This window comes from Prauserella oleivorans, assembly GCF_042685745.1.
In the GTDB taxonomy this organism is placed as follows: Bacteria; Actinomycetota; Actinomycetes; order Mycobacteriales; family Pseudonocardiaceae; genus Prauserella_A; species Prauserella_A oleivorans.
This window is the reverse complement of record NZ_JBHUNT010000001.1, coordinates 2,710,228-2,725,151: the sequence shown is the minus strand read 5'-3', so window position 1 is coordinate 2,725,151 and position 14,924 is coordinate 2,710,228. Positions and strand designations below refer to the sequence as shown.

Sequence of the window (14,924 nt, the reverse complement as noted above, 5' to 3'; positions counted from 1 at the left end):
TGGATTCCTCAAACGATGTCCTCCGCGACGGGTTGCCGCCGCCAGAGCGTGCCTCGGTCACATGCCTCCATTGTCGCTGTTCGGGCGATTGCCCATGCCCTGTCGTACGTCCATCGTCCCACGAAAACGGGAAGAATCCGACCGGATTACCGGCCCGGGTACATCCGAGGCGGGCGGGACGGTCACGACGGGACAACCGGTTCAACGGCTCCGGGCACAGCGGTATTCCCGGAATCGGCGACGCAGCGTGGTGGCGTGAGCGCGCACCGTCAGCGCTGCCGCAGCCACCAGGTCTCGTCGAGTTCGCCGCGCGCGACGAACTCGGCCGGGCCGGTGAGGGTCGAGTCCTCCCGGTCCACCGACACGCTCACCCTGCCACCTGGAATGTCCACAGTGGAAGAACCATGGTCGGTACCGGCCAAGTGCAGCGCGGCGGCCACCGCGGCGACCGTGCCGGTGCCGCAGGCCCGCGTCTCCCCCACGCCGCGCTCGTAGACACGCATGCGGAGTGCGTCCCCATCCAGGACGTTGACGAACTCCAGATTCACGCCCTGCGGGAAGAAGTCGTGGTCGTACCGGGGCGCGTCGCGCAGGTCGAGCGCTGACACGTCATCATCCAAGGTGGACACGAGGTGGGGGTTGCCGACGTCGACGGCGACCCCGGACATCTCCCGGCCGCCGACGATGGCCACCGACGAGCCCGTGATGCGGGCAGGTCCCATGTGGACCGTGACGGACCGGTCGGCGTGGACGCGCACCGGGCGATCGCCCGCGCGGGACCCTACCGCGAACTCCGGACCCTGCTCCAGGCCCGCCTCGACCAGGTACCGGGCGAAGACGCGCACCCCGTTGCCGCACATCTCGGCGATCGAGCCGTCGGCGTTGCGGTAGTCCATGAACCACTCCGCCGCGGAGTCGACGCCCAGCGCGGCCGACCGGACGACCCGCAGCACACCGTCGGCCCCGAGGCCGCGCCTGCGGTCGCACAGCGCGGCCACCCGCGCCGGCGTCAGGTCCAGCTCGCCCGCGGCGTCGGGCAGCAGCACGAAGTCGTTCTGCGTGCCGTGCCCTTTGAGGAACTCGATCCCACCCATGCGATCAGATTACGGGGCCACGAACGACAGGACGTGCTCGGCCAGTCCGGGATCGGCGCCGTCGAACCAGCGGATCCGCTCGTCGCGCCGGAACCACGACCGCTGCCTGCGCACGAACCGCCGGGTGGCCTGCGCCGTGGCCGCGGCGGCGGCCGTGAAATCGTCCGTGCCGGCATCGAGCGCCTCCAGCACCTGCTGGTAGCCCAGCGCCCGCGACGCCGTCCTGCCCTTGCGCAGCCCCTGTGCCTCCAGCGCCCGCACCTCGTCGACGAGCCCGGCGGCGAACATGTGCTCCACGCGGGCGTCGACGCGCGCGTCGAGTTCCGCGACGTCCCGGTCGACACCCACCAGCACGGTGCCGTACCGCGGCTCACCGGGCCGCGGCAGGTTCGCCGAGAACGGCCTGCCGGTGATCTCGATGACCTCCAGCGCGCGCACGATGCGCCGCACGTTGGTCGGCAGGATCGCGGCCGCCGCGTCGGGGTCCGCGACGGCCAGGCGGTCGTGCAGGGCTTGGGCGCCCACCCGGCGCGCCTCCTCCTCGAGCGCGGCCCGGACCTCGGGATCGGTTCCGGGGAACCGCAGGTCGTCCACGACCGCCTGGACGTAGAGACCGGAGCCGCCGACGAGCACCGGCACCCGCCCGGCCGCGAGCAACCGCTCGATCTCGGTGCGCGCGTCGCGCTGGTAGGCCGCGACGGACGCCGTCTCGGTCACGTCGAGCACGTCGAGCAGGTGGTGCGGAACGCCCCGGCGTTCCTCGGGGGTTGCCTTGGCGGTCCCGATGTCCATTCCCCGGTACAGCTGCATGGCGTCGGCGTTGACGACCTCGCCGCCGAGCGCGAGGGCGAGTTCGACACCGAGGGCGGTCTTGCCGGTGGCCGTCGGGCCCACCACCGCGACGGGCCGCATCACGCCGCCTCCCGGAACCCTGCGGGACACCCTCCCCTACTGCGGCGGACAAGCATGCCGCAGCGGGGGCCCACCCCGGTCGGCCGCGCAAGCGCCGCTGCGCAAGCTCCGCAATTCTCGCTCACGCCGCCTCCCAGAACCCTGCGGGACACCCGCACCCGGTCGGCCGCGCAAGCGCCGCTGCGCAAGCTCCGCAATTCTCGCTCACGCCGCCTCCCAGACGGCCACGTGGTAGGCGACGCCGCGCGGGGCCCGCGAGTACAGCAGCTCGCCCCGCCACGCGTTCGCACGCGCCCTCGCGAATCCGGCCAGCACCTGCCACGGCGCCCGGCCCCGCACCGCGAGCTCGGCCGCGACCGCGAGGTCGACGTCCAGCAGCGCCTGGGGATCCGGGCCGCCGAGCGCGGTACCGATCGCCGCGTCGAACCCGGCGGCGCGCTCGTCGGACCACCCCGGCGGCGCGGTGTCGTGCCGGGCGGAGCCGTCACCAAGGACGAGCAGCCCCGCCTCCTCGGCGACCTCGGCCAGCTTCTCCCCCATCGCCACGCAATCCGCCGAGCTCGCGTCCTCGGCGACCAGCTCCACGCGCACCGACTCGGCACCGGCCTGTTCGCGCAACCACCCGGCCAGCAGGGCGGGCAGCGGCAGGTCCTCCGGCGTTCCGGTGTCTCCCTCCCGGGACAGCGACACGACCACGTCCACGCCGAATCCGCGGAAGGTGCCACGGCGGTGCGGTTCGACGGTGCCGGGCTCGGGTGCCGCACCCACGGCGATCCACTGGGACGGGAGCCGGGCCGCGGCCGCGACGGCGGCCGCACGCACCTCGGCGGTGAAGGAGACGAGACCGGGCACGAGTTCGGGCACCAGGAGGGGCGGTGCGGGGACCACGGCGGCACGCGAGATCACGCGTTCCGAGGTTACCCGGCGGGCCGGGGGAGGTACGTCTTGAGGCACGGAGTACCGAGAAGCGCGCTGACCTGTTTGAATGCGGGCCAGAACCCAACACGCAACACCCGGCCCCGCCGACCGCGGGGCGCCCGCCGCACACGGGCCTACAGGCGAGAAGGAGCCGGCCATGGCCGAGCAGAACACCCCGAACGGCACAGACGTTCCGGCGCCCAGCGAGGTGCCCCACACCCACGCCGGCACGCACGCCGCGCCCGCGGTGCCGCCTGCCGAGCCGCACCCGTCGCGGTGGGGGCGCATCGACGACGACGGCACGGTGTACGTCCGCACGGCCGACGGCGAACGGAAGGTGGGCGTGTGGCAGGCCGGCACGCCCGAGGAGGGGCTCACCCATTTCGCCCGGCGCTTCGACGACCTGCGCACCGAGGTCGAGCTGCTGGAGACGCGGCTCAAGTCCGGTGCGGGCGATCCGAAGCAGGCGGTCGCCAGCGCCACCCAGCTGAGGGACGGTCTCGCCGAGGCCGCCGTCGTCGGTGACCTTGACGCGCTGCGGGCCCGGGTGGAGTACGTCATCGCGCACGCCGAGCAGGCACTGACCGCGGCGAAGCAGCAGCGCGAGCAGGCGCGGGCCGCCGCCGTCGGGCGCAAGCAGGCCCTCGCCGAGGAGGCCGAGCGGATCGCCGCCGAGTCGACCCAGTGGAAGGCAGCGGGCGACCGGCTCCGGGCGATCCTCGAGGAGTGGAAGACGATCAAGGGCGTCGACCGCAAGACCGACGACGAGCTGTGGCGCCGCTTCTCCAAGGCGCGCGAGTCGTTCAACCGGCGCCGCGGCTCGCACTTCGCCGAGCTCGACAAGCAGCGGGCGGCCGCGAAGCGGCGCAAGGAGGAACTGATCGCGGAGGCGGAGTCCATGGCCGACTCCACCGACTGGGGTCCGACCGCGGGCCGCTACAAGCAGCTCATGGCCGAGTGGAAGGCCGCGGGCCGGGCGCCGAAGGACACCGACGAGGCGCTGTGGCAGCGCTTCCGCGCCGCGCAGGACGCGTTCTTCGCGCGGCGGGCGGCGGCGTTCTCGGAGCGGGACGCGGAGTTCGCCGAGAACGCGGCGCGCAAGGAGGAACTGCTCGCCGAGGCGGAGAAGATCGACCCGGCGGCCAACCTGGAGGCGGCCAAGGCGCAGCTGCGCAAGATTCAGGAGCGCTGGGACGAGATCGGCAAGGTGCCGCGCGAGCGCATCCGGGAGCTCGACGGCAGGCTGAAGGCCGTGCAGGACCGGGTGCGCTCAGCGGAGGAGACGAAGTGGCGGCGCACCGACCCCGAGGCGCAGGCGCGCGCGGCCCAGTTCCGCGAGCGGGTCGAGCAGTTCGAGGCACAGGCGGCGAAGGCGCGCGCGGCCGGCGACGAACGGCGGGCGAAGCAGGCCGAGGAGCAGGCCGCGCAGTGGCGGGAGTGGCTGCGGGCCGCCGAGGCGGCCGTCGCGGACCGCTGATCCGGTCACCGTCGCAGCCGCGGCCCGCCGTCAGCTGCCGTACAGCACCGCGCCCAGGTGCTCCAGCACGGTGTCCGGGGTGGGCGGTACGGCGTAGGCGGCGCGGGCGTCGCGGAAGCGGCGCTCGACGTCGGCGACGCCGGATCCCGCCCCGGCCTGGCAGACCTTCATGGCCAGATCGGTGACGCCGATGGCGGTCTGCACGGCGGCGAACCGCAGCGCGAGCACCGCGCGGTGAACATCCCGTTCCCGCCACGCCACCGCGTCGGCCGTCTCGGTGAACAGCGCGCGCACCGAATCGGCTCGCACCTGCATGCGGGCCAGCTCCGCGAGCAGGGCACCGCGCGGCCGCACTCCCGGGGCCCGCACCGCCGCGGCGGTCGTTTCGATGGCACTGTCCATGATCCCGAGGCTCACGGCGGCGCCCAGCACCGTGAACCACGGCAGCGCGACGTCCCGTACCGCACCGGGCACGCACGTCGTCAGCAGCGCTTCCACGGGGACAGACACCGGGTCGCCTGCCACCGGCGCGGCGGCGGCTCCCCGCAGGCCCAGCGGCTCGGTCTCAGCGGGCACGAGCAGTCCCGGCGCGGAGGCGGGCACGAGCCACACGCCGTCGCCCTCCACCCACACGTAGCTGTCGGCCTCGGCCGCGGCGGCGACCCAGGGATGCCGGCCGTACAGGTCGGCGACCGTGCCGCGCCGCACCGCCGTACCGGCGGGTTCCACGAGATCACCGGCGATGGTCACGAGGTGCCGTCCCGTCGCGATCTCGGCCCGCAGCCCGCGGGGTCCGTGCTCTTCGAGGACGGCGACCGCGGTGAGGTGCGCCTGCAGCACCGTCGCCGTCGACGCGCACACGCGCGCGACACGGCGCACCACGTCGGCCGCCTCACGCAGCCACAGCCCGCCGCCGCCGAGCTCCCGCGCGACCGTGCAGCCGAGCACACCCGCACCGGCCAGTGCCGCCAGGCCCCCACGGGGAAATCGGCCACGCTTGTCGCACTCGCGTGTGTGCGGCCGCACCACCCGGTCGAGGGCGGCCGCCAGCGGGTCGCCGGTCATGTCGGCGCCCGGCGGGTGACCGCGCGCACCACGGCGGCACCGCGCTGCGGGTCACGGGGATACGACGCGCACCCCACCACGTCGGGCCTGGTGAGTGCGTCCTCGGCTCCGGCATCGCCGCCGTGGACGAGCGTGAGCGGCAGCCGGTGCCGTGCGGCCAGCGCGGTCACCAGGGTGAGGAACCGGCCGCGGTCCTCGGGTGCGCGGACGATCACGGCGTCCCCGGCGAGCGCCTCGACCAGCATCGCGAAGCCGACGACGGACGGCGGGCAGTCGCGGTCCGGCAGGTTGCTCACGGGGCCACGGAGCGGAACCCGCCCCGCGAGCAGCCCGTCGATCCGCTCGACGCAGCTCGCGACCTCGGCGACGCAGCGGTCGAGCTCGGCGGCGGCACTTCGGCGCGTGGCCCCGGTGTCCTCGGCGAGTGCGGTCACCAGCGGGTCCCGGTGGGCGGTCAGCTCCCGCAGCGCGCCGCCCACGCGCGCCGTGCGTTCGGTCAGCGGTGCGAGCGACCATGTGCGGTGCTGGTGGAAGGCCGCGCGCACGGCTCTGGCCGCGTCGGTCGCGCCGAGCTCGGGAACGCCGTCGCGGCGCCACAGCCCGGCCCAGAAGTTGAGCGGCCTGCCGTCGTGGAAGGCCTCCACGGCGGCGGGCGGGACCGGTTCGGCGAGGACAGTCATCGGGCACCTCCGGGAACCGCCACCGGAGCGGGTGCCGCCGTGGCGGTGACGTGGGCGTTGAGCAGGTCGGCGAGCGCATCGACGACCCGCAGCGTCGGCACGGCGACGCCGGTGAGGTCGGCGAGCTCCACGACGGCGGTGAGGATCGCGTCGAGTTCGAGCGGCTTGCCCTTCTCGAGGTCCTGCAGCGTGGAGGTCTTGTGCTCGCCCGTGCGCTCGGCACCGGCGAGCCTGCGCTCGATGGAGACGTCGGGGTGGACGCCCAGCGCGTCGGCGACGTCGAGCGTCTCGCGCATCATCTCGACGACGAGGCGGCGGGTGTTCTCGTGCCGGCAGATCGCCGCCATGGTCGCCCTGGCGAGTGCGCTGATGGGGTTGAACGCGATGTTGCCCATCAGCTTGACCCAGATGTCGTTGCGCAGGTTCGCCTCCACGGGGCACTTGAGGCCACCCGCGATCATGGCGTCGGCGAAGGCGCGGCAGCGGTCGGACACCGTGCCGTCGGGCTCGCCGATCGAGAGCCGGGTGCCTTCGAGGTGCCGGATGACGCCGGGTTCGGCGATCTCGGTCGCCGCATAGACGACACAGCCGATGGCTCGTTCCGGCGGCATGACCGCACTGACCGCGCCGCCGGGGTCGACCGCCTCGATGCGCCTGCCCTCGTACGGGCCGGGCACGCCGTGGAAGTACCACCACGGGATGCCGTTCTGCGCGGCGATCAGGGCGGTCGAGTGGTGCAGCAGCGGCTCCAGCAACGGACCGGCGCCGGCGTACTGGTTGGCTTTGAGGCCGAGGAAGACGTAGTCGACCGGGCCGACCTCGCGCGGGTCGTCGGTGGCGTGCGGGTGGGCGGCGAAGTCGCCGCGAGGACTGATGACGCGTACGCCCGACTCGCGCAGGGCCCGCAGGTGGGCGCCACGGGCGATGAGCGAGACCTCCACACCCGCGCGGTGGAGGCTGGCACCGACATAGGCGCCGATGGCGCCGGCTCCGAGAACTGCGACTCTCACGTTGGCTCCGTCCTGGACGTAGGGAGATAGACGGGTCGCGTCCGACAAAAGGACCGTTGCGAGGGCTGTGTATGCAGTATACGGTATGGCAATCTCCGGTCAATGGCCCGGCTCGGGAGGTGGCGGCCGTGAACGAGCTGCGCGAATGGACAGCCACCCTCTGCGCCGACCTGGGACTCGACGACGCCCGGGACCTCGACTGTGCGGCCGTCGTCGCCATGGCCCGGAACGTGGGGCGGGTGGTCTCGAACCCCGCCGGACCGGTCACCGCCTTCCTCGTCGGCATGGCCGTCGCCCGTGGCCTCTCCCCGGCCGACGCCGCCGCCCGTCTCGACGAGCTCACCCGCCGCTGGCCTCGCATCGACTGGCGGGACTGATCGGCTTTGCCTCTGGACAAGCCTCAACGCGAGGTCCACGATAACCCAATACGGTATGCAGTATGCGGTAGCCAGCAGTTCGAAGGGATGACGACGCACATGGGGCAGATGGCCAAGACGGAGCCGGACAGCGCCAGCCAGCCGACCACGCCGGCTGCCACCAACGGCGACCCACAGCTGATCTCCGGCGGGCACCTGGTGGCGAAGGCACTCAAAGCAGAGGGCGTCGACGTGATCTTCACGCTCTGCGGCGGGCACATCATCGACATCTACGACGGCTGCGTCGACGAGGGCATCGACGTCATCGACGTCCGCCACGAGCAGGTGGCCGCCCACGCCGCCGACGGCTACGCCCGGGTCACCGGCAAGCCCGGCTGCGCGGTGGTCACCGCGGGCCCCGGCACCACCGACGCCGTCACCGGTGTCGCCAACGCGCTGCGTGCCGAGAGCCCCATGCTGCTGATCGGCGGCCAGGGCGCACTGGGGCAGCACAAGATGGGGTCCCTGCAGGACCTGCCGCATGTCGACATGATGTCGCCGATCACCAAGTTCGCCGCCACGGTGCCCGCCACCGAGCGAGCGGCCGACCTCGTGTCGATGGCCTTCCGCGAGTGCTACGCCGGCGCACCCGGGCCGTCGTTCCTCGAGATCCCGCGCGACGTGCTCGACGCCAAGGTGCCGCTGGCGAAGGCGCGCATCCCGCGCGCCGGCGGCTACCGCGCCTCCACGCGCAACGCCGGCGACCCGGAGGCCGTCGAGAAGCTGGCGGACCTCGTGGTCAAGGCCGAGAAGCCGTGCGTGCTGCTCGGCAGCCAGGTCTGGACGTGTCGCGCCACCGACGCCGCCGTCGAGTTCGTCCGGACACTCAACGTGCCTGCGTTCATGAACGGCTCCGGCCGCGGCACGCTCGCCCCCAAGGATCCGCACCACCTGCAGCTGGCCCGCCGCTACGCGTTCCAGAACGCCGACCTCATCATCATCGTCGGCACCCCGTTCGACTTCCGGATGGGCTACGGCAAGCGCCTCTCCCCCGACGCCACCGTGGTCCAGATCGACCTCGACTACCGCACCGTCGGCAAGAACCGCGACATCGACCTCGGCATCGTCGGCGACGCCGGTCTCGTCCTCTCCGCGGTGACCCAGGCCGCGTCCGGCCGCGTGGACAACGGCGCGGTCGGCCGCAAGGCGTGGCTGGAGGAACTTCGGGCCGTGGAGACGCAGGCCTACGAGAAACGGCTGCCGCGACAGCTCTCCGACGCCAACCCGATCGACCCCTACCGTCTCGTCCACGAGATCAACGAGTTCCTCACCCCGAACTCGCTCTACATCGGCGACGGCGGCGACATCGTCACCTTCTCCGGCCAGGTGGTGCAGCCGAAGGCGCCGGGACACTGGATGGACCCGGGTCCACTCGGGACGCTCGGCGTCGGCGTGCCGTTCGTCATGGCGGCCAAGTACGCGCGACCGGAGGCTGAGGTCGTGTGCCTGTTCGGCGACGGCGCGTTCAGCCTCACCGGCTGGGACTTCGAGACGCTCGTGCGGTTCAACCTGCCCTTCATCGGGATCGTCGGCAACAACTCGTCGATGAACCAGATCCGCTACGGGCAGATCCAGAAGTACGGCGAAGGCCGCGGCCGGGTCGGCAACACGCTGGGCGACGTGCCCTACGACCAGTTCGCCCGGATGCTCGGCGGCTACGGCGAAGAGGTCCGCGATCCCGCCGGCATCCGGCCCGCGCTCGAACGCGCTCGCGAATCCGGCAAGCCGTCCTTGATCAACGTGTGGGTCGACCCGGATGTGTACGCGCCGGGAACGATGAACCAGACCATGTACAAGTAAGGGGCCTGTTTCATGGGTAAAGCACTCGAGGGTGTCCGTGTTCTCGACATGACGCACGTCCAGTCGGGTCCGTCCGCCACGCAGATTCTCGCCTGGCTCGGTGCCGACGTGGTGAAGCTCGAAGCGCCGAGCGGTGACATCACGCGCAAGCAGCTGCGCGATCTACCCGATGTGGACAGTCTCTATTTCACGATGCTGAACTGCAACAAGCGCAGCATCACGCTCAACCTGAAGACCGACGAGGGTAAGCGGATCTTCACCGAGATGCTGCCGAAGTTCGACGTGCTCGCCGAGAACTTCGGCCCCGGCGCCGTCGACCGGATGGGCTTCACCTGGGACCGGCTGCGGGAGATCAACCCGCGCCTGATCTACGCCTCCATCAAGGGATTCGGCGAGGGCCCCTACACCCACTTCAAGGCCTACGAGGTGGTGGCCCAGGCGATGGGCGGCTCGATGAGCACCACGGGCTTCGAGGACGGACCGCCCCTGGCCACCGGCGCGCAGATCGGTGACTCCGGGACCGGCATCCACACGGTGGCCGGCATCCTCGCGGCGCTCTACCAGCGGGAACACACCGGGCGCGGGCAGCGCGTCTCGGTGGCCATGCAGCACGCCGTGCTCAACCTCTGCCGGGTCAAGCTCCGCGACCAGCAGCGGCTCACGCACGGACCGCTGGCGGAGTACCCGAACAAGGAGTTCGGCGACACCGTGCCGCGCTCGGGCAACGCCTCGGGCGGCGGGCAGCCGGGCTGGGCCGTCCGGTGCGCACCCGGCGGTCCCAACGACTACATCTACGTCATCGTGCAGCCCGTGGGCTGGGAACCGATCACCAAACTCATCGGCAGGCCGGAACTCGCCGACGACCCGGAGTGGGCGACACCGGAGGCGCGCCTGAACAAATTGGACAAGATGTTCCAGCTCATCGAGGACTGGAGCATCAACCACGGCAAGTGGGAGGTGCTGGCCCGGCTCAACGAGCACAACATCCCGTGCGGGCCGGTGCTGTCCACCAAGGAGATCATCGAGGACCCCTCGCTCGAGGCCAACGAGATGGTGGTGTCGGTCGACCACCCGAAGCGCGGCGAGTTCAAGACCGTCGGCTGCCCGATCAAGCTGTCCGACTCCGCCGTCGACATCGAGCGCTCGCCGTTGCTGGGCGAGCACAACGAAGAGATCTACCGCACCGAGCTGGGCCTGGACGAGGACCAGTTCGCCGAGCTCAAGGCGAATGGAGTGATCTGAGTGGCGACACCGGACAAGGCCACCGTCCGCGAGATTCTCGCCGGCGTCCGCGCGGAGGGCCGCGACGCGCTCACTGCGCCGGAGGGCAAGCGAGTCGCCGACGCCTACGGCATCCCGACCCCGCGCGAGGGGCTCGCCACGACCGCCGACGAGGCCGCGGCGCTGGCCGCGGAGATCGGGCAGAAGGTGGTCTGCAAGATCGTCTCCCCGGACATCCTGCACAAGACCGAGGCGGGCGGCGTGATCGTCGGCGTCGAGGGACCGGACGAGGCCAGGGAGGCCTTCGACAAGATCGTCGCCAACGCCAAGGCGTACCGGGCGTCGGCGACCATCACCGGCGTCCAGGTGCAGCAGATGGTCGGTGGTGGCCAGGAGGTCATCATCGGCGCGGTCACCGACCCGACCTTCGGCAAGGTCGTCTGTTTCGGGCTCGGCGGCGTGCTGGTGGAGGTCCTCAAGGACGTCACGTTCCGGCTCGCGCCGGTCGACGTCACCGAGGCCGCCGGCATGGTGGACGGCATCAAGGCGGCGGAGGTGCTGCACGGCGCCCGCGGCGCGGAGCCGGTGGACGTCGGCGCGCTCGCCGACGTGATCGAGAAGGTGTCGCGCCTGGTCACCGACTTCCCGGAGATCCGGGAGTTCGACCTGAACCCCGTGTTCGCCGACGGTCGGGGCGCCACCGCCGCCGACATCCGGATCCTCGTCGAGACCGGCGAGGTCACCGAGCCGGTACGCCCGTCGCAGGAGGAGATCCTCTCCTCGATGACGCGCCTGATGAACCCACGGTCCGTCGCCGTGGTCGGCGCCTCCGATCAGGAGGGCAAGATCGGCAACTCGGTGATGAAGAACCTCGTCAACGGCGGGTTCGCGGGCGACATCCACCCGGTCAACCCCAAGGCGGAGGAGATCCTCGGCCGCAAGGCCTACGCGTCGGTGAGCGACCTGCCCGACGGCGTCGACGTCGCGGTGTTCGCCATCCCCGCCAAGTTCGTGGCGGGCGCGCTGACCGAGTGCGGCGAGAAGGGCATCCCGGCCGCCGTGATGATCCCGTCCGGCTTCGCCGAGACCGGCAACCAGGAACTGCAGGACGAGATCGTCGACATCGCCCACCGGTACAACATCCGGATGCTCGGCCCGAACATCTACGGCTACTACTACACGCCACAGAACCTGTGCGCGACGTTCTGTACGCCGTACGACGTCAAGGGCGGCGTGGCGCTGACGTCGCAGAGCGGCGGCATCGGCATGGCCATCCTCGGCTTCGCCCGCACCACGAAGATGGGCGTGTCGGCGATCGTCGGACTCGGCAACAAGTCCGATGTGGATGAGGACGACCTGCTGACCTACTTCGAACAGGACGACAACACGCAGGCCGTCGCCATGCACCTCGAGGACCTCAAGGACGGCCGGGCCTTCGTCGAGACCGCGCAGCGGATGACGAAGAAGAAGCCAGTGGTGGTGCTCAAAGCGGGCCGCACCGCGCTCGGCGCGCGCGCCGCGAGCTCGCACACGGGTGCGCTCGCCGGCGACGACAAGGTCTACGACGACATCCTGCGGCAGGCGGGTGTCGTGCGCGCGCCGGGGCTGAACGAGATGCTCGAGTACGCGCGCGGACTTCCGCTCCTGCCGACGCCGCGGGGCGAGAACGTCGTCATCATCACCGGCGCGGGCGGGTCGGGGGTCCTCCTGTCCGACGCGTGCGTCGAGGCGGGACTGTCCCTGATGGACATTCCACCCGACCTGGACGAGGCCTTCCGGCGCTACATTCCACCGTTCGGCGCGGCGGGCAACCCCATCGACATCACCGGTGGCGAGCCCCCGTCCACCTACGAGGCCACGATCCGGCTCGGGCTGGAGGACCCGCGGATCCACGCGCTCATCCTCGGCTACTGGCACACGATCGTCACGCCGCCGATGGTGTTCGCCGAACTGACGGCCCGGGTCGTCGAGGAAGCGCGGGAGAAGGGCATCGACAAGCCGGTCGTCGCGTCGCTGGCCGGCGACACCGAGGTCGAGAAGGCCAGCGACTACCTCTTCGATCACCGGATCATCGCCTATCCGTACACCACCGAACGACCGGTCGCGGTGCTCGGTGCGAAGTACCGCTGGGCGAGGGCGGCCGGGCTGCTCGGCTGAGAGCTGTCCGCCACCCGCAGCAGGGGGCAGCCACATCGACAACTGGAGGTCCAATGGTGGATTCTTCGAAAGTCCCCGTCTCGGGAGCCGGCGGACAACCCGGCGCTGACACGGGCCAGGCCGAACGGGTGTGGCGAGCCGGACGGCTCGATCCCATGCCGATCCGCAAGCTGCCTGACGCACCGCCCGCGATCCACCTGCTCGGCCCGACCGTGTTCCTCGTGGCACTCGGCGTCGGCATGGGTGAGTCGTACATGTGGCCGAGACTCGTGCTCGTGTTCGGCCCCGAGATCAGATGGTTGTTCCTGATCGGTGTGACCCTGCAGGCGGTGGTCATGCTGGAGATGGCCCGCTACGCGATGGCCACGGGCGAGAGCATCTTCACCGGCGCGGCGCGTGTGTTCAAACCGCTGATGTGGTTCTTCTTCGCCGTGGCGATACTCGTCTACATCTGGCCGGGTCACCTCTCGGCCGGCGCCGCGGCGTTCGAGGAGATCACGGGCATCCCCTGGGTGGTGACGGCGTGTATCGCCCTGGTGCTGGTCGGGATCATCTTCACGCTGGCGAAGGTGATCTACAACCTGCTGGAGAACGTGCTGTCGATCCTGATCGGCACGCTCGTCATCGGCACGGCCATCATCGCCTCGATCGTCGGCAGCTGGGGCGATCTGACCAGCACCATCACCGGCATGTTCGCCTTCGGCTACTTCCCGTCGGAGGCCATGTCGGCGGCGTGGTTCCCCATCGTGGTCGGCTCCATCGCCTTCGCCGGACCGTCGGGCATGCAGCAGATGTGGTACACGCTGCATCTGCGCGACAGCGGCGCCGGCATGGGCGCCCACGTGCCGAAGATCCGCGGCCTGCGCCACTCCGCCGAGCAGGAGGAGATGCCCGCACGCGGGTTCATGTTCGACACGAGCGATCCCGCGGAGATGAAGAAGTGGAAGGGCTGGCGGCGCTGGGTCACCTTCGATGCCCTGCTGCTCTTCTGGGGCATCACGATGCTGGTGACCGTGTCGTTCACCGTGCTGGCCCAGTCGGCGGCACGACAGAACCCGAACGTCCGCACCCTCATCGAGGGCGGTGACCGGGACGCGGCACTGAACGCCATGTCCGATGCGTTCGCCGCGGCGGGCGGGCCCATTCTCGGCGGGCTGTTCTTCGGGTTCATCGCGCTGATCGGGTTGAACGCGACCCTGGGTCTGTTCGACTCGTTCTCGCGTGGCCAGGCGGACATGACGTACTTCTTCGTCCCCGGCGCGAAGCGGTTCAAGATATCCCACCTCTACGCCGCGTTCCTGTGGGGTGTGATCATCTTCGGCATCCTGATCCTGTTGTTCGGGCCCGCCGACGGGCCGAGCGGAGTGCTCGACATCCTGGCGTTCCTCTCCACGTTCGCGATGGGCGCCTACTGTGTCGTGCTGTTGCTCGTGAACAACAGGATGCTGCCCAAGCCGATCCGGCCACGGTGGTGGATCAACGTCATCATCGCGTTCGGTGCGCTGTTCTACCTGGGCATGTTGTTCTACAGCCTGTTCCGCTTCGGTGTGGTCGTGAGCTGAGTGGACACGACACGCCTGCTCCGGCTCGGCGAACTCGCCTTCCCCGGGTTCGTCGTAGGACTCATCGCCGGCGTGGTGGCCGGCGGGCTGGCCGGCATCGTCGGTCAGCCCGCCGGCTGGGCGCTGGTCAGCATGCTCGCGCTCGGTGTCCCCCTCAGCCTGCTGAGCGGTGGATACAGTCTGCTGGTCGCCCACCGGAAGGTACGGATCGGAGCGTTCGCACCGGCCGCGCTGTTCTGGCTCGTCGGGTTCCCGCTCGCGCGGCTGACCCACGAGGTGCTCACGCACCTGATCCTCACGGGACGGCCACAGCTACCTCCGGACCTGCTCGGGTTCCTTGCCTACCAAGGAATTCTCAGCGCCGGCTTCGCCATCGGGTACCTCTGGCTGCACGAGCGCATCGCCCCGCGGTGGTGGCGCAAGGTGGCCCCGCACAACCCCGAGGCCGCCGGCATCTACAGCGTGTACGCCGCCTACGCCAAGCAGGTCTACGAACAGCGGCAGGCCCGGCGCCAGAACCGGAGCCGCGCCGCGACCCGGCAACGTTGACGACAACTCCGCCGAGGAGGGGCACGACCATCCGCTCGCTGCGGGCGGATGGCCGTGGCTCTC

At 71.0% G+C, this 14,924-nt stretch carries 13 protein-coding genes; 7 read left to right on the top strand and 6 right to left on the bottom strand.

Annotation, left to right across the window (positions count from 1 at the left end; translation table 11 throughout):
• Nucleotides 1–269: 269 nt before the first annotated feature.
• The 3 genes from dapF to ACFSZT_RS13425 all read right to left on the bottom strand — a co-directional run bounded on the left by dapF (nt 270) and on the right by ACFSZT_RS13425 (nt 2,912).
• The gene (dapF, locus tag ACFSZT_RS13435; protein WP_377388094.1) at nt 270–1,094 is read right to left on the bottom strand and encodes a diaminopimelate epimerase; all 825 of its coding nucleotides are present in this window, start codon (nt 1,092–1,094) and stop codon (nt 270–272) included.
• Between the two features lie 9 nt (nt 1,095–1,103).
• Nucleotides 1,104–2,006 carry a tRNA (adenosine(37)-N6)-dimethylallyltransferase MiaA gene (gene miaA / locus ACFSZT_RS13430; RefSeq protein ID WP_377388269.1) on the bottom strand — a complete coding sequence of 301 codons (903 nt, stop codon included), beginning with the start codon at nt 2,004–2,006 and terminating at the stop codon, nt 1,104–1,106.
• 204 nt (nt 2,007–2,210) lie between these two features.
• Nucleotides 2,211–2,912: a hypothetical protein gene (locus ACFSZT_RS13425; RefSeq protein ID WP_377388092.1), complete on the bottom strand. Its 702-nt coding sequence runs from the start codon at nt 2,910–2,912 to the stop codon at nt 2,211–2,213.
• A gap of 169 nt (nt 2,913–3,081) precedes the next feature.
• On the opposite strand from ACFSZT_RS13425, the gene ACFSZT_RS13420 reads away from it, so the two are divergent.
• Nucleotides 3,082–4,401, top strand: coding sequence for a DUF349 domain-containing protein (locus tag ACFSZT_RS13420; RefSeq protein WP_377388090.1), 1,320 nt, complete (start codon nt 3,082–3,084; stop codon nt 4,399–4,401).
• 30 nt (nt 4,402–4,431) lie between these two features.
• On the opposite strand, the gene ACFSZT_RS13415 is transcribed toward ACFSZT_RS13420, so the two are convergent.
• Genes ACFSZT_RS13415 through ACFSZT_RS13405 form a run of 3 tightly spaced genes read right to left on the bottom strand, consistent with a single transcriptional unit; the run spans nt 4,432 to nt 7,156 of the window.
• On the bottom strand, nt 4,432–5,466 hold the full coding sequence (locus ACFSZT_RS13415) for an acyl-CoA dehydrogenase family protein (protein WP_377388088.1): 1,035 nt from the start codon (nt 5,464–5,466) through the stop codon (nt 4,432–4,434).
• Nucleotides 5,463–6,146: an aldehyde dehydrogenase family protein gene (locus ACFSZT_RS13410; RefSeq protein WP_377388086.1), complete on the bottom strand. Its 684-nt coding sequence runs from the start codon at nt 6,144–6,146 to the stop codon at nt 5,463–5,465. Before ACFSZT_RS13410 ends, ACFSZT_RS13415 begins: the two co-directional genes overlap by 4 nt.
• Complete coding sequence (locus ACFSZT_RS13405; protein WP_377388084.1) at nt 6,143–7,156, bottom strand: 2-dehydropantoate 2-reductase; 1,014 nt, start codon at nt 7,154–7,156, stop codon at nt 6,143–6,145. The genes ACFSZT_RS13410 and ACFSZT_RS13405 overlap by 4 nt, the downstream gene beginning before the upstream one ends.
• 128 nt (nt 7,157–7,284) lie before the next feature.
• Between ACFSZT_RS13405 and ACFSZT_RS13400 the strand changes: the two genes are divergently transcribed.
• From ACFSZT_RS13400 to ACFSZT_RS13375, 6 genes are all read left to right on the top strand, one after another.
• The gene (locus ACFSZT_RS13400) at nt 7,285–7,533 is read left to right on the top strand and encodes a DUF6457 domain-containing protein (protein ID WP_377388082.1); all 249 of its coding nucleotides are present in this window, start codon (nt 7,285–7,287) and stop codon (nt 7,531–7,533) included.
• 99 nt (nt 7,534–7,632) lie between these two features.
• Nucleotides 7,633–9,372, top strand: coding sequence for a thiamine pyrophosphate-binding protein (locus ACFSZT_RS13395; RefSeq protein ID WP_377388267.1), 1,740 nt, complete (start codon nt 7,633–7,635; stop codon nt 9,370–9,372).
• A gap of 12 nt (nt 9,373–9,384) precedes the next feature.
• Nucleotides 9,385–10,614, top strand: a complete 1,230-nt coding sequence (gene frc / locus ACFSZT_RS13390) for a formyl-CoA transferase (RefSeq protein WP_377388080.1) — start codon at nt 9,385–9,387, stop codon at nt 10,612–10,614.
• Nucleotides 10,615–12,750: an acetate--CoA ligase family protein gene (locus ACFSZT_RS13385; protein WP_377388078.1), complete on the top strand. Its 2,136-nt coding sequence runs from the start codon at nt 10,615–10,617 to the stop codon at nt 12,748–12,750.
• 155 nt (nt 12,751–12,905) lie between these two features.
• Nucleotides 12,906–14,312, top strand: coding sequence for an Nramp family divalent metal transporter (locus ACFSZT_RS13380; protein ID WP_377388076.1), 1,407 nt, complete (start codon nt 12,906–12,908; stop codon nt 14,310–14,312).
• A complete protein-coding gene (locus ACFSZT_RS13375) occupies nt 14,313–14,861 on the top strand; it encodes a hypothetical protein (protein ID WP_377388074.1) in 549 nt (182 codons plus the stop codon).
• Nucleotides 14,862–14,924: the final 63 nt, after the last annotated feature.

Excerpts from the sequence above, each read along its gene's own strand:
- frc (WP_377388080.1), top strand. The coding sequence starts at position 9,385 with ATGGGTAAAGCACTCGAGGGTGTCCGTGTTCTCGACATGACGCACGTC.
- ACFSZT_RS13420 (WP_377388090.1), top strand. The coding sequence starts at position 3,082 with ATGGCCGAGCAGAACACCCCGAACGGCACAGACGTTCCGGCGCCCAGC.
- ACFSZT_RS13380 (WP_377388076.1), top strand. The coding sequence starts at position 12,906 with ATGCCGATCCGCAAGCTGCCTGACGCACCGCCCGCGATCCACCTGCTC.
- miaA (WP_377388269.1), bottom strand. The coding sequence starts at position 2,006 with ATGCGGCCCGTCGCGGTGGTGGGCCCGACGGCCACCGGCAAGACCGCC.
- ACFSZT_RS13415 (WP_377388088.1), bottom strand. The coding sequence starts at position 5,466 with ATGACCGGCGACCCGCTGGCGGCCGCCCTCGACCGGGTGGTGCGGCCG.
- dapF (WP_377388094.1), bottom strand. The coding sequence starts at position 1,094 with ATGGGTGGGATCGAGTTCCTCAAAGGGCACGGCACGCAGAACGACTTC.
- ACFSZT_RS13410 (WP_377388086.1), bottom strand. The coding sequence starts at position 6,146 with ATGACTGTCCTCGCCGAACCGGTCCCGCCCGCCGCCGTGGAGGCCTTC.
- ACFSZT_RS13395 (WP_377388267.1), top strand. The coding sequence starts at position 7,633 with ATGGGGCAGATGGCCAAGACGGAGCCGGACAGCGCCAGCCAGCCGACC.